The organism is Pseudoxanthomonas sp. J31 (assembly GCF_000510725.1).
Lineage (GTDB): Bacteria > Pseudomonadota > Gammaproteobacteria > Xanthomonadales > Xanthomonadaceae > Pseudoxanthomonas.
On the sequence record NZ_AZNZ01000003.1, the window covers coordinates 32,877 to 53,847 of the forward strand.

General features: G+C 72.5%; 15 protein-coding genes and 1 tRNA gene. 9 read left to right on the forward strand and 7 right to left on the reverse strand.

The window, feature by feature from the left end; translation table 11 throughout:
* Positions 1-199: 199 nt before the first annotated feature.
* The 7 genes from PSEJ31_RS0105845 (at position 200) to PSEJ31_RS0105875 (ending at position 11,321) form a co-directional block, all read left to right on the forward strand.
* Positions 200-1,042 (forward strand): aldo/keto reductase, encoded by an 843-nt coding sequence (locus PSEJ31_RS0105845; protein ID WP_028914915.1) that lies wholly within the window; start codon positions 200-202, stop codon positions 1,040-1,042.
* 52 nt (positions 1,043-1,094) lie between these two features.
* The gene (locus PSEJ31_RS0105850; RefSeq protein WP_028914916.1) at positions 1,095-2,015 is read left to right on the forward strand and encodes a LysR family transcriptional regulator; all 921 of its coding nucleotides are present in this window, start codon (positions 1,095-1,097) and stop codon (positions 2,013-2,015) included.
* A 305-nt stretch (positions 2,016-2,320) separates the two neighbouring features.
* Positions 2,321-2,395: transfer RNA gene (locus PSEJ31_RS0105855), tRNA-Val, on the forward strand.
* Positions 2,396-2,589: 194 nt separating this feature from the next.
* Positions 2,590-4,353, forward strand: a complete 1,764-nt coding sequence (locus tag PSEJ31_RS0105860; protein ID WP_198015030.1) for an ATP-binding protein — start codon at positions 2,590-2,592, stop codon at positions 4,351-4,353.
* On the forward strand, positions 4,350-4,793 hold the full coding sequence (locus PSEJ31_RS0105865; RefSeq protein ID WP_019399367.1) for a response regulator: 444 nt from the start codon (positions 4,350-4,352) through the stop codon (positions 4,791-4,793). Before PSEJ31_RS0105860 ends, PSEJ31_RS0105865 begins: the two co-directional genes overlap by 4 nt.
* 4 nt (positions 4,794-4,797) lie before the next feature.
* On the forward strand, positions 4,798-6,309 hold the full coding sequence (locus tag PSEJ31_RS0105870; RefSeq protein WP_028914918.1) for an ATP-binding protein: 1,512 nt from the start codon (positions 4,798-4,800) through the stop codon (positions 6,307-6,309).
* 68 nt (positions 6,310-6,377) lie between these two features.
* Positions 6,378-11,321 (forward strand): alpha-2-macroglobulin, encoded by a 4,944-nt coding sequence (locus PSEJ31_RS0105875; protein ID WP_156924929.1) that lies wholly within the window; start codon positions 6,378-6,380, stop codon positions 11,319-11,321.
* 64 nt (positions 11,322-11,385) lie between these two features.
* Here PSEJ31_RS0105875 and PSEJ31_RS0105880 read toward each other — a convergent pair whose 3' ends face one another.
* From PSEJ31_RS0105880 to PSEJ31_RS0105900, 5 genes are all read right to left on the reverse strand, one after another.
* Entirely contained in the window at positions 11,386-11,592 is a 207-nt protein-coding gene (locus tag PSEJ31_RS0105880; RefSeq protein WP_013535008.1) for a cold-shock protein, read from the reverse strand.
* Positions 11,593-11,720: 128 nt separating this feature from the next.
* Positions 11,721-12,452: an S-methyl-5'-thioinosine phosphorylase gene (locus PSEJ31_RS0105885; RefSeq protein ID WP_037034694.1), complete on the reverse strand. Its 732-nt coding sequence runs from the start codon at positions 12,450-12,452 to the stop codon at positions 11,721-11,723.
* 15 nt (positions 12,453-12,467) lie between these two features.
* A complete protein-coding gene (locus PSEJ31_RS0105890; protein ID WP_019399363.1) occupies positions 12,468-13,055 on the reverse strand; it encodes a hypoxanthine-guanine phosphoribosyltransferase in 588 nt (195 codons plus the stop codon).
* A 38-nt stretch (positions 13,056-13,093) separates the two neighbouring features.
* Entirely contained in the window at positions 13,094-14,092 is a 999-nt protein-coding gene (nagZ, locus tag PSEJ31_RS0105895) for a beta-N-acetylhexosaminidase (RefSeq protein ID WP_019399362.1), read from the reverse strand.
* Between the two features lie 85 nt (positions 14,093-14,177).
* Positions 14,178-14,696 (reverse strand): CYTH domain-containing protein, encoded by a 519-nt coding sequence (locus tag PSEJ31_RS0105900; RefSeq protein ID WP_019399361.1) that lies wholly within the window; start codon positions 14,694-14,696, stop codon positions 14,178-14,180.
* Between the two features lie 150 nt (positions 14,697-14,846).
* Here PSEJ31_RS0105900 and PSEJ31_RS0105905 point away from each other — a divergent pair, with 150 nt between their 5' ends.
* The gene (locus tag PSEJ31_RS0105905) at positions 14,847-16,913 is read left to right on the forward strand and encodes an EAL domain-containing protein (protein ID WP_019399360.1); all 2,067 of its coding nucleotides are present in this window, start codon (positions 14,847-14,849) and stop codon (positions 16,911-16,913) included.
* A 44-nt stretch (positions 16,914-16,957) separates the two neighbouring features.
* Positions 16,958-18,592, forward strand: a complete 1,635-nt coding sequence (locus PSEJ31_RS0105910) for an acyl-CoA dehydrogenase family protein (RefSeq protein ID WP_028914920.1) — start codon at positions 16,958-16,960, stop codon at positions 18,590-18,592.
* Positions 18,593-18,602: 10 nt separating this feature from the next.
* Here the strand turns inward: PSEJ31_RS0105910 and PSEJ31_RS0105915 are convergent, their stop codons facing one another.
* Both PSEJ31_RS0105915 and PSEJ31_RS0105920 read right to left on the reverse strand, forming a co-directional pair.
* Positions 18,603-20,369 (reverse strand): ABC transporter transmembrane domain-containing protein, encoded by a 1,767-nt coding sequence (locus PSEJ31_RS0105915; protein WP_028914921.1) that lies wholly within the window; start codon positions 20,367-20,369, stop codon positions 18,603-18,605.
* Positions 20,366-20,971, reverse strand: a complete 606-nt coding sequence (locus tag PSEJ31_RS0105920; protein WP_037034637.1) for a YigZ family protein — start codon at positions 20,969-20,971, stop codon at positions 20,366-20,368. The genes PSEJ31_RS0105915 and PSEJ31_RS0105920 overlap by 4 nt, the downstream gene beginning before the upstream one ends.

The window sequence follows — 20,971 nt, forward strand, 5'->3', positions numbered from 1 at the left end:
CGGGCGCGGGACGCGCCGATACAGGCGCCGGCCGGGCTTTCTGTGTTGCCTTGCGTGGAATTATCGGCGCAGGCGCGCGCGCAGCGGCATTTGCCGCACCGCGCCGCGCGCGCGAATACCGGGTTCCACGCACGGCAATAATCGTTGCGCAGGCGCCGGCTATGCTCGGTCCCCACTTTCCGAACATGGTTCCGCGGACATGAGCTTTTCCGTCCAACCCACGGGCGAGGGCATGGGTATCCCGCAGCTGGGCTACGGGGTATGGCAGGTCGAGCCGGATGCCAGCGCCGCCCTGGTTGCCCACGCCTTGCGCACCGGCTACCGGCTGATCGACACCGCCGAGGCCTACTACAACGAGGAAGGCGTGGGCGAAGGCATCCGCGCCTCGGGCGTGGCACGGGACCAGGTCATGGTGGCGACCAAGGTCTGGAACACGCACCACGGCTACGACCAGACCCTGCGCGCGTTCGACGCCAGCCTGCACCGGCTCGGCCTGGACTACGTCGACCTGTACCTGATGCACTGGCCCTCGCGGATCCGCAATGCCTACGTCGATACCTGGCGGGCGATGGTCCGGCTGCGCGAGGAGGGGCGCGTGCGCGCCATCGGCGTGTGCAATTTCGCCATCCCGCAGCTGCAGCGCCTGATCGGCGAGACCGGGGTGGTGCCGGTGTTGAACCAGGTCGAGCTGCATCCGTACTTCCAGCAGCGGGCGCTGCGGCGGTTCCACCGGGAAGCCGGGATCGCCACCCAGTCCTGGAGCCCGCTGGGCGTGTGGAAGGACGGCCCGGCCTCGCCGCTCGACGATCAGGTGGTCCGGGCACTGGCGGCCAAGCACGGCAGGACCCCGGCCCAGGTGGTCCTGCGCTGGCACCTGGACAACGGCCTGCTGGTGGTCTCCAAATCGGCGCGTCCGGCGCGCATCGAGGAGAACTTCCGGATCGGGGACTTCGCGCTCGACGAGGAGGACCTGGCGCGCATGGCGGCGCTGGACCGCGCCGACGGACGCCTGGGGCCCGACCCGGAAACGGCGGAGTTCTAGCATTCCACCGGCGCGTCCGGCGCGGCGCACGGCAGGCAGAGGAGGGAGAGGAATGGATCGACTTCAGGCCATGCAGGTGTTCGCCCGGGTGGTCGAGGCCAACAGCTTCAGCAAGGCGGCCGACAGCCTGGCGCTTCCGCCTTCCTCGGTCACGCGCGCGGTCAAGGAGCTGGAGAACTACCTCGGCGTGCGCCTGCTCCAGCGCACCACCCGGCACCTCAGCCTGACCCCCGACGGCAGCCTCTACTACGACCATTGCCGGCGCCTGCTGGCCGAGATCGAGGCGGTGGAAGCCTCGTTCCCGGGCAGCGCCGGGCGGCCGCGGGGTCGGCTGCGGGTGGACATGACCCCGTCGTTCGCCCGGCTGTTCGTGCTGCCTGCGATCCGGACCTTCCAGGACGCCTATCCGGAGGTCGAGCTGACCCTGACCCTCGGCGACCGCACCGTCGACCTCGTCCAGGAGGGCGTGGACTGCGTGGTCCGCGCCGGCGTGCCCCGGGATTCGGCCACGCTCGTGGCGCGCCGGATCGCCGGGTTCGAGTGGGTCATCTGCGCCGCGCCGGCCTACCTGGAGCGGTACGGCGAACCGCGCTCGCTGGAAGACCTGCGCCAGCACCGGGCGGTCGGCTTCCTGTCCGGCCGCAGCGGCCGCCGCACGCACTGGAGCCTGGTGGTCGACGGCGAGGAGTACGCGGCGCAGCTGCGCGAGGACATCACCGTCGACGACACCGATGCCTACGTCGCCTGCGGGCTGGAAGGCCTGGGGCTGGTCCGGGCGGCCAGCTACATGGTGGTCCCGCACCTGCGCAGCGGGCGCCTGCGGCGGGTGTTGCCGGAACTGAAGGCGCCGACCGTGCCCTTGTCGCTGATGTATCCGCAGAACCGCCACCTGTCGCCGACGGTGCGCGCCTTCGCCGACTGGATCGGCGGGCTGATGCGCGCGGTGGAACCACAGTGGAAGCTGCCCGGCTAGGCGCGGCCACGGCACCGGACCGTCGCGCGGGCCGTGCCGCCATCGGGCAGGCCAGCGTGCGACCGCAACCAGGCACGGTGTGTCCCGGCCGCGCCCGGCTCCGTGCGACGGCGCCGTGGTGGCTGTCCGGCTCCGGGGCAGGGCGATGGATGGATGCCCCGGCCGGATGGCCAACGCGCACGAGCCACCGCGCGCGGATCGACCCGGCAGATGCCGCGGGACGAAGCCGGCGCGAAAACCGTTGACCTTTCCGCGACGCCCCTTTAACATGCGCAGCCCGCACCGACTGGTGCGGAGGAAAACCCGGGCGGTTAGCTCAGCGGTAGAGCATTGCCTTCACACGGCAAGGGTCGCAGGTTCGATCCCTGCACCGCCCACCAGCTTCCAGGAAAGGCCGGCTGCCAAGCCGGCCTTTTTGCATGCCGCGTTCACGCGGGCCTTAACAATGCCCCGATTTGGCCGCATCATCGGGAGCGTCTCACGGTGTTGGCCGCGAACAGGGAGTTGGAACTTGCCGGGAGCTATCCCACCCAGGTACATCCGCTGGCGCCTGCCGCTGCTGGTTTCTGCGGCCTTGCTGATCCTGCTGGTGCCGTTCCTGCTGGTCCGGGAGTGGACCAACTACAGCGATGACGCCGACCGCCACGTGCAGCACAGCCTGCAGGTGGAGGCCAGCAGCCAGCGCCTGCACGCCCTGGTCCGCGAGATCGATTCCCTGGCCTTCGCCATCAGCAGCGGCGCCGACAGCCCGCAGCTGCGGCGGCGCCTGGCGCTGGACCTGGCCGAACTGGATCCGGCGCTGGAGCGCCTGGCCGAGCTGACCCGCGACAACCCCGACCAGCAGCAGCTGATCGGGCGCCTGCGCACCCTTATCCGGCAGCGCCTGGAGCTGGTGCGCGGCCTGGTCGACGCGCCGGCCGAGGAGGCGCAGCGGCTCGGCGCGATCGACGAGATGTACGGCCGCTACCAGATCCGCGACCTGTTCGCGGAATTCATCCAGAACGAGTACACCCTGCTGTCGGAGCGCTCGGCGTACGCCGACTCCCAGCGCGACCGCGCGCGCTGGCTGGCGTTCGTGGCCCTGCTGGTGCAGGTCCTGCTGACCGGTGGCGTGTTCTGGATGCTGTACCGCCAGGAGGCGCGGCGCACGGCCTCGGAGGAGGCCCTGGCGCGCGCCAGCGCCCGCGCGCTGGCGGTGCTGCAGACCGTGCGCGAGCCGATCGTGCTGCTGGACGGCCAGCAGCGGGTGCTGATGCACAACGCCGCGTTTTCCGAGCTGTACGGCCAGCCCGCCGGCACGGACGCCGCGCACGTGCGCCTGCAGGAGGTGGGCAGCGGCGCCTGGGACGACCCGGTGGTGCTGCAACGCCTGGCCGACGTGCTCAGCCGCGACCGCGAGCTGTGGGACTACGAACACGTGCAGCGCACCGCCGACGGCCAGACCCGCACCATGCTGATCAACGCGCGCCGCATGCATCTGCCGGACCGCGCCGACGACGTGGTGCTGATGACCGTCAGCGACATCACCGCGCAGAAGGCGGCGCAGCAGCGCATCGCCGACCTCAACCGCCAGCTGGAAGGCAAGGTCGAGCAGGTCTCGGAGGTCAACCGCGAGCTGGAGGCCTTCAGCTACTCGGTCTCGCACGACCTGCGCGCGCCGCTGCGGCACGTGGCCGGCTTCGCCGACAAGCTGGCCCGCCACATGGGCGATTCGCTGGACGACCGCGGCCGCCACTACCTCGACGTGATCAGCAGCTCGGCGCGGCGCATGTCCTCGCTGATCGACGACCTGCTGGTGTACTCGCGCCTGGGCCGCAGCGCGCTGAAGCTGCAGGCGGTGGACATGCAGTCGCTGGTGGAGGAGACCCGGGCGGTGCTGGACACCGGCAGCGCGGTCGACGCCGAGGAGAGCGGGCGGGCCGCGCACCGGATCGAGTGGCGCGTCGCGCCGCTGCCGATCGTGGTCGCCGACGAGAACATGATGCGCCAGCTGTGGCTGAACCTGTTGGGCAACGCGGTCAAGTATTCGGCCCACAGCGAGCCGGCGGTGATCGAGGTTGGCTACGAGCGGACTGCCGACGGCGATCACCTGTTCACCGTGCGCGACAATGGCGTGGGCTTCGACATGGCCTACGCCGCCAAGCTGTTCGGCGTGTTCCAGCGCCTGCACAAGGCCAGCGAATACCCCGGAACGGGCATCGGCCTGGCCAGCGTGCGCCGCGTGCTGGGCCGCCATGGCGGCCGCATCTGGGCCGAATCCGAGCCCGGCAAGGGTGCTACCTTCCACTTCATCCTGCCCGCGCAGGATTCCACGACGTCCGGGAGCTTCAACGCATGAGCGCCATCCGCACCATCCTGCTGGCCGAAGACAGCGCAGCCGACGCCGAAATGGCGATCGACGCCCTGCGCGAAGCCAACCTCGCCAATCCGATCGTCCACGTGGAGGACGGGGTCGAGGCGATGGAGTACCTGGAGCGCACCGGCAAGTACGCCGACCGCCCCGACGAGAACCCGGCGGTGCTGCTGCTGGACATCAAGATGCCGCGCATGGACGGGCTGGAGGTGCTGCAGCGTATCCGCGCCAACGACAAGCTGCGCCGCCTTCCGGTGGTGATCCTGTCGTCCTCGCGCGAGGAGAGCGACCTGGCGCGCAGCTGGGACCTGGGCGTCAATGCCTACGTGGTCAAGCCCGTGGACATCGACCAGTTCTTCGGCGCGGTCAAGACGCTGGGCCAGTTCTGGGCGGTCATCAACGCCACGCCGGATATCGAAGGTTGAGCCGATGCCGCTGCGTGCCATAAGCCGCGACGCCAAGGTCAGGGTCCTGTTCATCGAGGACTCTCCCGAGGATGCGGAGCTGATCCGCTTCCAGCTGGAGGACGCGCACCTCAACGCCGAGTACCTGCGGGTCGAGGACGAGGAGGGCCTGCGCGAGGCGCTGGCCGGGTTCAAGCCGGACATCGTGTTGTCGGACCTGAGCATGCCCGGCTTCTCCGGGCACGTCGCCCTGCAGATCGTGCGCGAGCACTCGCCGCGGGTGCCCTTCATCTTCGTCTCCGGCACCATCGGCGAGGACGTGGCCGTGGCCGCCCTGCGCGAGGGCGCCAGCGACTACATCCTCAAGCACAGCAGCGCGCGCCTGCCGGCGGCGGTGGAGCGCGCCCTGCGCGAGGCGCGCACCGAGGCCGAGCGCCAGCGCGCCGAGCGCGAACTGATGCGCACCCAGCGCCTGGAGAGCCTGTCGCTGCTGGCCGCCGGCCTCAGCCACGACCTGCGCAACATCCTGCAGCCGTTGCTGATCGTCCCGGACCTGATCGCCCAGCGCAGCGACGACCCGCGCCTGAAGCAGCTGGCCGCGGTGGTGGCCGAGTGCGGCCGCCGTGGCCACGAGATGGCCGAGTCCATGCTGTCCTTCGTGCGCGGCTCGCGCCGGGCCAGCGAGCGCTTCCGCGTGGCCGACCTGTTCCACGCCGTGGCGCTGCTGCTCAAGGGCAGCCTGCCGCGCACCGTGCAGTTCGAGCAGGAGCTCGAGGACCCCGCGGTGGAACTGCACGGCAACTACACCGAGCTGCAGCAGTGCCTGCTCAACCTGTGCCTCAACGCGGTGCAGGCCATGCCCAATGGCGGACGGCTGGAATTGGCGGCGGCGGTGGACGGCGAGCAGGTGGTGCTGAGCGTCAGCGACACCGGCGTGGGCATGGACCAGCGCACCCTGGAGCAGCTGTTCACCCCGTTCTTCACCACCAAGAGCGACGGCACTGGCCTGGGCCTGGTCTCGTGCCGGCGCATCGTCGAGGGCATGGGCGGCAGCATCGGGGTGAGCAGCACCCCGGGCGTGGGCACGCGCTTCGAGGTGCGGCTGCCGCTGCCTTCGGAGGCCGCGGAGGAGGAGACCCGCATGGCACCGGTGGTGCCGGGGCAGGGCGAGCGCATCCTGATCGTGTTCCGCGACGGTACCCGCCTGTCGCTGCTGGGCAACGCCCTGGCCAGCCAGGGCTACGCCCCGCAGCTGGCCAGCGACGGCGCCGCGGCCCTGCGTTCGTTCGCCGAATCCGGCGAGCCGGACGTGGTGGTGGTGGACAACAGCATCGCGCTGTTCCCGGCCACCGCCCTGCTGTCGACCATGTACGAGTCCGGCTACCGCGGCCCGGCGATCCTGGTCGGCGAGGACGAGAAGTTCGACCGTTCGGTGGTGCCGGAGGGTGCGGTGCTCGAGGTCCTGCCGCAGCCGCTGGACATGCACCGCCTGTTTGCAGCGGTTGCCGGAGTGCTGGCGCGGCGCCAGCCGCGCTGAGCCACGGCCCCGGCGCCCGCCTATACTCCGGGGCATCTGCCACGGGAGGATGTATGGGGAACAGGGGCATGCGCCGCTGCGGCGCGTTCGCGGCGATGGTGGTCGTGCTGGCGGCGCTGCTGGCTTCCGGATGCGGGCGTGATCCCGGTGGCCAGCTGCCCCGGGCCAGCGGCGAGAAGCTGCAGGCCGAGCGCGAGGCGCCGGCCGGTTTCGCCCTGGTCCGCGCCTGGGCCGACCAGCACGAGGGCCGCCTGGCCCTGGCCCTGGAGTTCTCCCGGCCGTTGGTCGGCACCCAGGACTTCGACGCCCTGCTGAAGGTGGAGCCGGCCGGCAATGGCCGCGACGGCAGCGGCTGGACCCTGTCCGACGACGGCAAGGTGCTGCGCTATCCCTTCGTCGAGGCGGCGCGCGACTACACCGTGACCCTCGCCGGCGCGCTGCTGGCCGCCGACGGCAGCCGCCTGGAGCCGCCGCTGGAGCAGGCCATCCACACCGGCGAACTGGAGCCGGTGGCCGGCTTCGCCTCGCAGGGCAGCGTGCTGCCGGCGCGCGAAAGCCGCGGCCTGCCGGTGGTGTCGGTCAACGTGGACGAGGTCGACGTGGAATTCCTGCGCGTGCGCGAGGACGCGCTGCCGCGCTTCTTCGCCCAGTTCCAGCGCGGCGGCCGCCGCGGCGGCTGGGAGCTGGACCGCGACTACGGTGACGGCACCCCGCTGCGCGAGCTGGCCGAGCCGGCCTACCTCAACCGCTTCGTGCTCGGCGGCGGACGCAACGAGCGGGTGGTGAGCCACCTGCCGGTGCAGGACATCGCCGAGCTGCAGCAGCCGGGCCTGTACTTCGCGGTCATGCGCCGCGTCGGCCGCTATTCGGATTCCTACGACACCGCGTTCTTCACCGTCAGCGACATCGGCCTGCATGCGCGTGCCTACCGCGACCGGCTCTACGTGCATACCGCCTCGCTGCGCGACGGCGCACCGCTGAAGGGCGTGGAACTGCGCGTGCTCGACGCCAGGGGCCAGCCACTGCTGAAGTCGGCCACCGATGGCAACGGCAACGCGCTGCTGGACTACCGCCTGGACGCCGGCCACGTGCTGGTGGCCCGGCGCGGCAAGGACGTGTCGCTGCTGCCGTTCAACCAGCCGGCGCTGGACCTTTCCGAGTCCGCCGTGGCCGGCCGCGCGCAGGCGCCGTTCGACGTGTTCGCCTGGTCCGGCCGCGACCTGTACCGGCCGGGCGAGACCCTGCGCATCTCCGCGCTGCTGCGCGATTTCGACGGCCGCGCCATGCCCGCGCCGAAGGATGGTGGCCAGCCGCTGTTCCTGCGCCTGAAGCAGCCGGACGGGCGCGTGTTCCGCGAGACCCGGCTGGAGCCCGGCACGCAGGGCTACTACGCCTTCGAGCTGGCGATCCCGGAGGACGCGCCGACCGGGCGCTGGCAGGTGGAGTTCCGCACCGACCCGGCCGAGGGCCCGGCGGTGCAGGGCATGAGCCTGCGCATCGAGGAATTCCTGCCCGAACGCCTGAAGCTGGACCTGGCCACGGCCAGCGCCGGCGACACACTGGCCCCGGGCGCGCCGCTGCGGCTGCGTGCCGAGGCCGCCTACTTGTACGGCGCGCCGGCGGCGGGCAACCGCTTCACCGCGCGCATGGCGCTGGCGGTGGCGCGCGAGCCGGTGGCCGGCTGGCCGGGCTACGCCTTCGGCGACGCCACCGCCGAGCTGCCGGGCGGGCCGCGCGAGGTGCTGGACACCCAGTTCGATCCCCAGGGCCGCCTCGAGGCCGAGCTCGCGTTGCCGGAGGAGGCGGCGCGCGCGAAGACCCCGGTGAAGGTGACCGTGCTCGGCGAGGTACACGAAAGCGGCGGGCGCCCGGTCGCGCGCAGCCTGCAGCGCGTGCTGTGGCCGGCGCCGGCGCTGGTCGGCGTGCGCCCGCTGTTCGAGCCGGAGGAGGGCGCCCCGGCCGAGGCCAACGCCGGCTTCGAACTGGTGCGGGTGGATGCGCAGGGCAGGCCGCAGCCGGGCAAAGGGTTGCAGCTGACCCTGGTGCGCGAGCTGCGCGACTACCACTGGCGCCACGACGACGAGGGTGGCTGGAACTACGACTTCACCCGCCGCTTCGAGAACGTGGAAACCCGAACCCTCGACGCCGGCGCCGGCCCGGTGCGCTTCGAGGTGCCGGTGGCCTGGGGCGAGTACCGGATCGACGTGTTCGACCCGGCCACCGGCCTGACCATGCGCTATCCATTCCACGCCGGCTGGAGCTGGGGCGACGACAACCGCGGCCCGGACGCGCGCCCGGACAAGGTCAAGCTGGCCCTGGACCGCACTGCCTACCGTGCCGGTGACACACTCAAGGTCACCGTCACCCCGCCGCATGCCGGCCGCGGCGTGCTGCTGGTGGAGAGCGACCGCCTGCTGTACGTGCACGACATCGAGGTGCGTGGCCAGCCCGGCAAGGCCGCGGCGACGTTCGAGATCCCGGTGACGGAGGACTGGGAGCGGCACGACGTCTACATCACCGCGCTGGTGTTCCGCCCGTCCGCGGCCGATGCGCTGGTGGCCCCGGCGCGCGCGGTGGGCGTGGTCCACGTGCCGATGCGCCGCGACGAGCGGCGCGTCGCCGTCGGCCTGAGGGTGCCGGAGCAGGTCCGCCCGCAGCAGGACCTGCCGGTGACGGTCAGCGTGCCGCAACTGGCCGGCAAGCTGGCCCACGTGACCGTGTCGGCGGTGGACGCCGGCATCATCAACATCACCCGCTTCCCGGTGCCGGACGCCGCCGCGCACTTCTTCGGCCAGCGCCGCCTGGGCACCGACGCCTACGACGTTTACGGCCGGGTGATCGGCAGCTACGAGGGCGGCACCGCACGCCTGCGCTTCGGCGGCGACATGGCCCTGGTGGCGCTGCCGCAGGCGCGCCGGCCGACGGCGCGGGTGCAGACCGTGGACCTGTTCTCAGGCCCGGTGCGGCTGGACGCCAACGGCAACGCGCGGATCGCGCTGCCGTTGCCGGACTTCAACGGCACCCTGCGGGTCTCGGCCCTGGTCTACGCCGACGCCCACTACGGCAAGCGCGACGCCGAGGTACTGGTGCGCGCGCCGGTGGTGGCCGAGGCCGGCATGCCGCGGGTGCTGGCCCCGGGCGACCGCGGCACCTTGAGCCTGGACGTGCAGAACTTCAGCGGCAGTGCCGGCGAGTTCCGGGTGCGGGTGGACGGCGAGGGCCCGCTGCAGGTCGGCAACGGCGAGCGCCGCATCCGCCTGGAGGACGGCGCCAAGGCGACCCTGGAATTCCCGCTCGACGCGCGCCCGGGCAGCGCCGTGGCCAGGGTGCGCGTGCGCGTGGACGGCGGCGGCTACAGCGTCGACCGCCGCCACGAGCTGCCGGTGCGCCCGGCTTGGCCGGCGGTGCTGCGCGCGCAGACCCGGGTGCTGGAGGACGGCGCCACGCTGGTGCTGGACCCGGCCCTGGCCGAAGGCCTGCTGCCGGATACCGTGGACTTGCGCCTGCGCATCAGCGCGGGCCCGCCGATCCCCTACGCCAGCGCCCTGCAGGGCCTGCTCGACTACCCCTACGGCTGCGCAGAACAAACCACCAGCAAGGGGTACGCCGCGCTGCTGATGGATCCGCGCACCGCCGACCGCCTGGGCGGGCCGTCGCTGCCGGCCGAGCAGCGACGCGCGCGGGTGGAGGGCGCGATCGGGCGCCTGGTGGCGATGCAGACCGCCGGTGGCCACTTCTCGATGTGGGGCGGGGAGGGCGGCGCCGAGCCGGCGCTGACCCCGTACATCGCCGAGTTTCTGCTCGACGCGCGGGAGGCCGGCTTCGTGGTTCCGGCTGGCGCCTTGCAGAAGGCGCTGGACCGCCTGTCCGAGGACCTGCTGTCCGGCGACCCGCAGTTCTACGGGCGCGAGCACCGCGAGCACCTGCGCTTCGCTTACCGGGCCCATGCCGGCTACGTGCTGGCGCGGGTCAACCGCGCGCCGCTGGGCACGCTGCGCGCGCTGTACGACCAGGAGAAGGGACGCAGCCTCACCGGCCTGCCGCTGGTGCAGCTGGGCCTGGCGCTGGCCCTGCAGGGCGACGTCCGCCGCGGCGATGCCGCGATTGCCGACGGCTTCGCCCTGGATCCGCGCAAGCGTCCGCGCTGGACCGGCGACTACAGCAGCGCGATCCGCGACGACGCCCTGATGGTCGCGCTGCTGCACGAGCGCGACCGCGCCGACGCGAAGTTCGACGCGCGGGCGATGGAGGTGGCGCGCGCGCTGCAGGCCAGGCGCGCGGCCGACGGCAGCGGCCGCCTGTGGCTGAGCACCCAGGAGCAGATGGCGATCGCGCGCCTGGGCCGCGCCCTGCAGGCCGGCGACGGGCGCAAGGTCGCCGGGCAGTGGCGTGCTGGCGGCCAGGTGCAGGCCGTGGAACAGGCGGCGGTGTTCGCGCGCAGCCTGGGCGCGGTGGCACTGGCTGCCGGCGCCCGCTTCCAGGCCGAGGGCGGCCCGTACTACGCCAGCATCGAGGTGGCCGGCGTGCCGCGCCAGGCACCGGCGGAGGAGCGCAGCGTGGCCGGCATCAGCCGCGACTGGTTCTGGCCCGATGGCCGCCGCTGGAGCGGCGGCACGCTGAAGGAGGGCCAGGTGCTGGTGGCGCGGCTGACGGTGGAAGCCGGGCAGCCCATGCCCGATGCGCTGGTCACCGACCTGCTGCCGGCCGGGCTGGAGGCGGAGAACCTCAACCTTGGCGACGCCGCGCAATGGGAAGGCATCAGCATCGAGGGCGTCGCCCTGTCCGGGCGCGCCGGCGAGGCCGACATCCGCCACGAGGAGTACCGCGACGACCGCTATGTCGCGGCGATCTCGCTGGGCGAGGGCGGACGCGCGCGGCTGTACTACCTGGTGCGCGCGGTCACCCCCGGTACCTATGCCGTGCCGCCGCCGCAGGTGGAGGACATGTACCAGCCGGCGCTGCGCGGCACCGGCGCGGCGCGCCCGGCCCAGGTCACGATCACCCCGCCGTGACCCGGGGCATGAAAAAACCCCGCCGGAAGACGGGGTTTTTCCTTTGCCTGGAGATCCGGGCGGATCAGTCCAGCGGAGTGATGTTGGACGCCTGGGCGCCCTTGGGGCCCTGGGTGACCTCGTAGCTCACGCGCTGGCCTTCCCTCAGCGAGCGGAAGCCCTTGGCGTTGATCGCGGAAAAGTGCGCGAAGACATCCGCGCTCCCGTCTTCCGGCGAGATAAAGCCAAATCCCTTGGCGTCGTTGAACCACTTGACGGTACCGTTGGCCATGATGCTGCGTAATCCTTGCGTTTGATGGAGATGCGACTGCCGTCGCGAGCGCGAGTATGCAAATACCGGGGCCAACTGACAATCAGTTTGATCAATTAGGTTTCGCTTGTTACCGGTAACTTCGTGAATCAGCCGGCCTGCAACAGCGCCTGGATCAGCTGCGGAAGCCCGGCCGAAGCGGCCGCCACGTTCTCCAGCACTTCCTCCAGGGTGATCTCCGCCGCGTCGCCGCAGCCGGCCGCCCAGTTGGCCACGATCGCCAGGCAGGCGTACTCCAGGCCCAGCTCGCGGGCCAGCGCAGCCTCGGGCATCCCGGTCATGCCGACCAGGTCGCAACCGTCGCGGCGCATGCGGGCGATTTCCGCATTGGTCTCCAGGCGCGGCCCCTGGGTGGCGCCGTAGCAGCCGCCGTCCACGACCTCGATCCCGGCCGCGCGCGCGGCCGCCAGCACCTTGCCGCGCAGTTGCGGGCTGTAGGGCTGGCCGAAGTCCACGTGCAGCGGCTCGCCTTCGCCGTCCCAGAAGGTGGAGGCGCGGCCCCAGGTGTAGTCGATCAGCTGGTCAGGGCAGGCCAGCACGCGCGGCCCGTAGGCCTCGGTGATGCCGCCGACGGTGTTCAGCGCCAGCACCCGGCGCGCGCCGGCCTGGTGCAGGGCATGCAGGTTGGCGCGGTAGTTCACCCGGTGCGGCGGCAGCGCGTGGCCTTCGCCGTGGCGGGCGAGGAAGGCCACCCGCGCACCGCCCAGGCGGCCGATGCGGACCGGCCCGGACGGGGCGCCGTAGGGGGTTTGGAAGCTGCGCGACTCGACGTCTTCCAGGGCGGCCAGGCGGTACACGCCGGTGCCGCCGATCACGGCCAGGTCCAGCGCCACGGCTCAGTCCTTCAGCGCGTAGATGGCCGGCAGGTTGCGGCCCTGCGCGTAGTAGTCCATGCCGAAGCCGAACACGTAGCGGTCCGGCAGGTGCAGGCCGGCGTAGTCGGCGCGCACGCCCTCCACGCAGCGGTCGTGGTCCTTGACCGTCAGCGCGGCGATGCGCACGTCGGTGGCGCCCTGCTCGATGCACCAGCGGCGCACTTCCTTCAGGGTCTGGCCCTCGTCGAGGATGTCGTCGGCGATCAGCACCCGGCGGCCGTACAGCGAGGTGGCCGGGCGGTGTTTCCACACCAGCTCGCCGCCCTGGTTCTGGCCGCGGTAGCGGGTGGCATGCATGTAATCGAACTGCAGGTCCAGGCCGCGCTTGCCCAGCTCCAAGGCGAGCTGGCCGGCGAACAGCATGCCGCCGTGCATCACGGTCAGGAACACCGGGACGAAGCTGTCGCCGAGGCGGTCGGCCGGGACGTCGCCGATGTAGTCGCGGGCGATCTCGTCGGCCATGCGGGCGATGGCCGCGTCGATGGTGGGCCGGTCGACCAGCAGGTCGGACTTGGCGAGGACTTCGGAAATGATGAGCGGAGTGGACATCGGGTCAGGCTACAGGAAGGAGGGCGGTAAGTGGGCGCTCAGGCGGCGGAGGAGGGCAGGCGCGCGCGGGCGCCGGCATGGCGGGCGTCGGCCAGCAGGCCGTCCCAGCCCAGCGCGCCGCGGCCGAGCAGGCCCAGCAGCGCGGCGGTGTTGAGGGGGCGGTCGCGCACCGCCTGCAGCGATTCGGCGACCAGTTCGGGATGGCAGACCAGGACCACGTCGCAGCCGGCGTCCAGGTGCGCCAGCACGCGGGCGCGCACCCCGCCGGCGGCGTGCGCGGCGGCCATGCCGATGTCGTCGGAGAACACCACGCCGCGGAAGCCCAGTTCGCCGCGCAGGAACTGCCCGATCCAGAACGGCGAATAGCCTGCCGGGTCCGGGGCGATGGCCGGGTACTGCACGTGGGCCATCATCACCGCGTCGGCGCCGGCCTCGATCCCGGCGACGAACGGCACCAGGTCCTCGCCGCGCAGCGCCTGCAGCGGGCGCGGGTCCACCGCGTGGTCGACGTGGGTGTCCTCCAGCACGGTGCCGTGCCCGGGGAAGTGCTTGAGGGTGGCGGCCATGCCCACCGAGTGCATGCCGCGCACGTAGGCGCGGACCAGCTCGGCCACCGCTTGCGGGTCGGGGCCGAAGGCACGGTCGCCGATGGCGAGGTTGCCGCGGCCCAGGTCGGCCACCGGGGCGAAGCTCAGGTCCACGCCGCTGGCGCGGATCTCGCTGGCCATCAGCCAGGCGTGCTCCTCGGCCAGGGCCAGGGCGGCCTCGCGGTCGCGCGCGTACAGCTCGCCGATCCGCTGCAGCGGCGGCAGGTCGCTGTAACCCTCGCGGAAGCGCTGCACGCGGCCGCCTTCCTGGTCCACGCAGACCAGCTGCGGGCGCGGCGCCGCCTCGCGGATGGCGGCGGCCAGCTCGGCCACCTGCGCGCGCGAGGCGAAGTTGCGCTTGAACAGGATCACGCCGGCGACCGCATCGTGCTGCAGCCAGTCGCGCTCCTGCGCGGTCAGTTCGGTGCCGGCGACGCCGATCAACAGCATGCGGGGGACTCCAGGACGCGCGGATGCGCGTGGTGCGCATTGTCGCAGATGCGGGGCGGAGGCCGCGATCGCGGCGCGGCAGGGCTCAGCCGGCGGCCGGGCCGGCGCGCTCGGCCTCGCTCCATTGGCTGTAGGGGCGGTCGGCCAGGGCCAGGTTGTAGTAGCGCTGCAGCTCGGTGACCTCGGCGCCCAGCCAGTCCGGGCGCTGGAACGCCTCGTCCACCGCGTCCAGTTCGATCTCGGCCACCACCAGGCCGGCGTTCTCGCCCTCGAACTCGTCGATCTCCCACAGGTGGCCGCCGTGGCGCACGTAGTGCCGCTGCTTGCGCACCAGGCCGCCGACGCACAGCTCCAGCAGCTGGCGCGCGTCCTCCACCGGGACCGGGTAGTCGAACTCCAGCCGGCTCGGCCCGGACTGGGCCGACTTGATGTTGAGGAAGGCCGCCTCGCCCTCGATCCGGACCCGGATCGAGGCCTTCTGGATGCCGCCGGACAGCACGTCCAGGTCGTTGAGGTAGCCCTGGGCCATGGCCTGGGTGCGTTCCACCGACCGGCGCCAGCCGTCGCCGGCCAGCAGGAACTTGCGCTCGATCTCCACGCCCATGGCGGCCGGACTCCTTGCTGAGGGGGCGACATGATGCCAGCGGCGCCCGGCCGCTGTCCGCGGCGGCGGCATTGTCGCGGATCATGGACGCTCCGTGCCTGGTTCGTGTATTAAACCGGCTGCCCTTCCTCCTGGACCCGGGACCGCCGCATGCAGAAAGACAGCACGATCCGCCTGCTCATCGTCGACGATCGCGTGGAGGATGCGGAGGCGGTCGTGACCGCCCTGCGCAACGGCGGCATCGCGGTGCGGCCGCTGCGGCCCCAGGACCCGGCCGAGCTGGCGCAGATGGTCGCCGGGCAGCCGGTGGACCTGGTGCTGGCCAGCAATTCCACGGCCATGCCGCTGGAGCAGGTCTGCGCGCAGGTGGGCGCCAGTGGCAAGGACCTGCCGCTGCTGGCCCTGGTCGACCGGATCGACGACGCCGCGGTGCTGGCCTGCCTCGGCAACGGCGTGCGCGCCCTGGTGCTGCGCCACCGCCCCGAGCACCTGCTGGCCACGGTGCGCCGCGAATGGTCCGACCTGGAGGCGCGCCGCGGCCTGCGCCGGCTGGAGGCGCAGCTGCGCGAGACCGAGCGCCGCTGCGACGCGCTGATCGCCTCCTCGCGCGACCCGGTGGCCTACATCCACGAGGGCATGCACATCCGCGCCAACGACGCCTACCTGGAGATGTTCGGGTTCGAGTCGTTCGAGGAGGTGGAAGGCATGTCGCTGCTGGACCTGGTCGCGGCGCAGCACATCGATGCCTTCAAGCAGCTGCTCAAGGCGCTGTCGCGCGGCGAGCCGCCGCCGGCCGAATACCTGATGGAGGCGCGCCACCTCGACGGCAGCACCTTCCCGGCGAAGATGGAGTTCGCCACCGCCACCTACGAGGGCGAGCCCTGCATCCAGGTGGTGTTCCGCCGCCGCGAGGAGCTGGACCCGGAGCTGGCGCGCGAGGTCGAGGAACTGCGCCAGCGCGACCAGGTCACCGGCCTGCTCAACCGCCCCACCTTCATGCGCATGCTGGAGGACGCGGTGGCGCGTGTGGGCCGCGACGGCGGCCAGTACGGCTTCCTGCTGCTGGAGCCGGACCATTACGCGCGGCTGCTGCCGGACATCGGCCTGGACGCGGCCGACGCCTTCATCGCCGCCCTGGCCGAGCGCGTGCGCAGCGCGCTGCCACCGGAGGTGCCGGTGGCGCGCTTCGGCGAGGACAGCTTCGCCGTGCTGGTGGAGGGCAACCACGCCAGCACCCGCAACGTGGCCGAGGCGCTGCGCGACGCCATCGCCACCCACGTGGTCAGCGTCGGCACCCGCTCGGTGGCGGTGACCGCCAGCATCGGCGGCGTGCAGGTGGGCGAGAAGATCGCCAGCGTGCCGCAGATCCTGTCCAAGGCGAACCATTGCCTGCACGCGGCGGTGGAAATGGGCGGCAACAGCGTCCAGGTATTCGACCCGGGCGCGGCAGACCGCGCCGAGGAGGAACGCATCGCGCGCTGGGTCGAGCGCCTGCGCGAGGCCCTGGCCGGCGACGGCTTCGTCCTGCACTACCTGCCGGTGCTGGGCCTGCAGGGCGACAACGGCGAGCTGTACGAGGCGCACCTGCGGATCGAGGTCAACGGCGAGCTGGTGCGGCCCTCGGCCTTCGCCGCCATCGCCGAGGAGCACGGCCTGCTGGGCGAGATCGACCGCTGGGTGGTGCGCAAGGCGATCGCCACCCTGGCCGAGCGCGACCGCGCCGGCCGCAACACCCGCATCCTGGTGCGGCTGTGCCCGGACTCGTTCGCCGGCGACGCCATGGCCACCCTGATCCGCACCGAGCTGGCGATGAACGGCGTGTCCGGCGACCGCCTGTGGCTGGAGGCATCCGAGGCCAAGGTATTCACCCACCTGCGCGACGCCCAGCAGTTCCTGTCGGCGGTGTCCTCGCTGGGCTGCCGCATGGGCCTGGAGCAGTTCGGCTCCGGCCTGGATTCCTTCCAGCTGCTGGCGCACTTCCGCCCGGCCTTCCTCAAGATCGACCCGGGCCTGACCGACGACCTGGGCAAGGGCGGCGATGCACTGGAGAAGGTGCGCGAGATCACCTCCCGCGCCCAGGCCGACGGGATGGCGACCCTGGCCGAGCAGGTCGGCGACGCGCCCACCATGAGCCAGCTGTTCACGCTGGGCGTGGACTATGTATCCGGCGGGTTCGTGGCCCCGGCGGGGCCTGAGATGAACTTCGAGTTCGGCTGACCGCGCGGCGGCGCGGCCGGCCATCCCGGTGGCAGGAGGAGCGCATGCAGCCGAACCGTTTCGAGACCCACGCCGTCGCGAACCAGCCGCCGCCGCTGGTGCCGCGCGACCTGTGGGGCGACGACCTGGCCCTGCGCGAGGCGGTGTCGCGCGGCGGCGCGGGCGCGTTCGCCCCGCGCCTGCAGGCCTATGGCGCGCTGGCCGGCGACGAGCTGTACCGCCTCGGCTTCGACGCCAACCGCGACCGCCCGCGCCTGCGCACCCATGATGCCCAGGGGCGGCGGATCGACCTGGTCGAGTTCCACCCGGCCTACCACCGGCTGATGGAGCTGGCCAAGGCGCACGGCGTGGCCGGCCTGTCCTGGCACGAACCGGTGCCCGGCGCCCACGTGGCGCGCGCGGCGCTGGCCTATCTGCACCACCAGGCCGAGGCCGGCACCAGCTGTCCGCTGACCATGACCCACGCCGCGGTACCGGTGCTGCGCCAGGCGCCGGCGCTGGAGGCATGGGCGCGCGGCGCGGCGACGCCGGCCTACGACCCGCGCGACCTGCCGATGGCGGAAAAAGCCGGGCTCACCCTGGGCATGGGCATGACCGAGAAGCAGGGCGGCTCGGACGTGCGCGGCAATGCCACCACCGCCACCCCGCTGCCAGGCGGCGATGCCTGGCAACTGGTCGGGCACAAGTGGTTCTTCTCCGCGCCGATGTCCGACGGCTTCCTGGTGCTGGCGCAGACCCCCGACGGGCTGGGCTGCTTCCTGCTGCCGCGGCGGCTGCCGGACGGGTCGAAGAACGCGTTCCGGCTGATGCGGCTGAAGGACAAGCTGGGCGACTGGTCCAATGCTTCTTCCGAAGTGGAGTTCTGCGACGCCCTGGCCTGGCCGGTGGGCGAGCCCGGGCGCGGCGTGGCCACGATCATCCCGATGGTGATGCTGACCCGGCTGGACTGCATGCTCGCCGCCGCGGCGCAGGTGCGCTGGGCGATGGCCAATGCGCTGCACCACGCCCGCCACCGGATGGCCTTCGGCCGGGTGCTGGCCGGGCATCCGCTGATGGCCAACGTGCTGGCCGACCTGGCGATCGAATCGGAGGCGGCCACCGTGTTCGCGCTGGACGTGGCCGCCGCGGTGGACGCGGGGCCGGGCGATCCGCAGGCCGCGGCCTACGCCCGCGTGGCCACCGCGCTCGGCAAGTACTGGCTGTGCCGGCGCGCGCCAACGCTGGTCAACGAGGCCCAGGAATGCCTGGGCGGTGCCGGCTACGTGGAGGAATCGGTGCTGCCGCGGCTGTACCGGCAGGCACCGCTGAACTCGATCTGGGAAGGCAGCGGCAACATCCAGTGCCTGGACGTGCTGCGCGCGCTGGCGCGCGAGCCACAGGCGGCGCAGGCGCTGCGGGCCGCGCTGGAACGGGCCGCGAGCATGGATCCGGTGCTCGCCCGCCAGGCCGCGGCCATCGCCGGCCTGCTCGCGCAGCCGCGCGAGGAATTGGAGATCCGGGCGCGCCACCTGGTCGAGCGCATCGCCCTGGTGCTGCAGGGAGCGGCCCTGCACGCGGCGGGCAGTCCGGTCGCCGGGGCCTTCGTGCGCAGCCGCCTGGACGGCGCCCACGGCCTGGCCATGGGCACGCTGCCGCCCGGCATCGACTTCGCCGCGGTGATGGAACGGGCGCTGCCGTAGTGCCCGCGGCTCAGTCCAGGAACTGCAGCTTCGCCAGCTCGGCGTACAGCCCGCCCTGGGCCAGCAGCTGCTCGTGGGTGCCCTCGGCCACGATCCGGCCCTGGTCCATGACCACGATGCGGTCGGCGCGCAGCACGGTGGCCAGGCGGTGGGCGACCACCAGGGTGGTGCGGCCGCGCATCAGGTTCTCCAGCGCATGCTGCACCGCGCGCTCGCTCTGCGCGTCCAGCGCGCTGGTGGCCTCGTCCAGCAGCAGCACCGGCGCGTCCTTGAGCAGGGCGCGGGCGATGGCCACGCGCTGCTGCTGGCCGCCGGACAGGCGCGCGCCGCGCTCGCCCAGCTCGCTGGCATAGCTGCGGGGCAGGGCGGAGATGAAGCCGTCGGCCTCGGCCGCCGCCGCCGCCGCGCGCACTTCCTCGTCGCTGGCCTCCAGCCGGCCGTAGCGGATGTTGTCCATCGCGCTGGCGGCGAACAGCACCGGCTGCTGCGCCACCAGTGCCACCTGCGCGCGCAGGTCGGCCGGGTCGAGTTCGCGCAGGTCGATGCCATCCAGCAGCACGCGCCCGGACTGCGGGTCGTGGAAGCGCAGCAGCAGCGACAGCACCGTGCTCTTGCCGGCGCCCGAGGGGCCGACCAGGGCCACGGTCTCGCCCGGGTGCACTTCCAGGTCGAAGCCATCCAGCGCCGGGGCGTCGGCCCGTTCCGGATAGTGGAAGCGCACGCCCTCGAAGCGGATCGCGCCGCGCACCGGCCGCGGCAGCGGGCGCGGCTGCGCCGGCGCGGCGATCGCCGGCTGTTCGTTGAGCAGCTCGGAAATGCGGCCCATGCCGCCGGCCGCGCGCTGCAGCTCGTTCCATACCTCGGCCAGGGCGCCGACCGAGCCGCCGCCGATCAGCGCGTACAGCACGAACTGGCCCAGGGTGCCGGCGCTCATGGTGCCGGCGACCACGTCGTGCGCACCGGACCACAGCACCAGCACGATCGCGCCGAACACCAGCACGATGGCCACCGCGGTCACCAGCGACTGCGCGGCGATGCGCCGCCGCGCGGTGGCCACCGCGACCCGCAGCGCCTCGCCGAAGCGGGCGCGTTCGTAGGGCTCGCGCGCGTAGGCCTGGACCGTGCGCACCGCACCCAGGCTCTCGGCGGCCAGGGCGTTGGCGTCGGCGACCCGGTCCTGGCTGGCGCGGGAGGCCTTCTCCAGCCGGCGTGCGCCGAGCACGATCGGCAGCACCGACAGCGGGATGCCCACCAGCGAGTAGGCCGCCAGCCGCGGGCTGGTGACGAACAGCATGACCAGGCTGCCGACCACGGTGACGCTGCTGCGCAGGGCCACCGACATGGTGGTGCCGATCACGCTGCGCAGCAGCTCGGCGTCGGCGGACAGGCGCGAGACCAGCTCGCCGCTGCGGCTGCGGTCGTGGAAGGCCGGGTCCAGCCCGACCAGGTGCGCGTACAGCCGCTCGCGCAGGTCGGCCACCACCTTCTCGCCCAGCAGGGACACGAAGAAGAAGCGCGCGGCGGTGGCCAGCGCCAGCACCACGGCCACCGCGAACAGCACGGCGAAGGCCTGGTTGATCATGGCGCCGCCGCCGAAGCCGCGGTCGATCATGTAGCGCACCGCCACCGGCAGGCTCAGGGTGGCGCTGGAGGACAGCGCCAGCGCCGCCAGCCAGGCCGCGAACAGGCCGCGGTGGCGGGCCACGAATGGCCACAGCGTGCGCAGGCTGCCGATCCGTTGCAGGCGGCTGCCATCCTTTGGGGTCTTTTCGCTCACGGGTTGCTTCCGGGAATGGCGACGCGCACGCGGTCGCGGGTGGCGTCGCGCAGGCGCGCGCGCAGGGGCTCGGCTTGGGTTGCCGGCAGGCGCAGGCCCAGGCGCGCGCCGTCGGCCACGAAGGCCTCGGAGGTCTTTTCGGCCGCGTGCGCCGCCAGTGCGGCATGGACCGTGCCCAGCGCATCGAACGGGCACTCCAGTTCCAGCTCGACCATTTCCACCAGCGGCTCGCGCCTGGCCAGGCGCAGGCACTCGGCCGCCGCGCCGCCGTAGGCGCGGACCAGTCCGCCGGCGCCGAGCTTGATCCCGCCGAACCAGCGGGTCACCACCACCGCCACGCGGTCGTAGCCCTGGCCGTCGATCGCGGCCAGGATCGGGCGGCCGGCGGTCCCGGCCGGTTCGCCGTCGTCGCTGGATCGGTAGTCCTGGCCGATGCGGTAGGCCCAGCAGTTGTGGGTGGCATCGGCGTGGGACACGGAGGCCACGAACTCCAGTGCCTGCTCCGGGGTGGCCACGGGCGCGGCATTGGCCAGGAACCGGCTGTGCTTGACCTCGAGCAGGTGGCTGGCGGGCGCGGCGAGGGTATCGGTCATCGCCGCCAT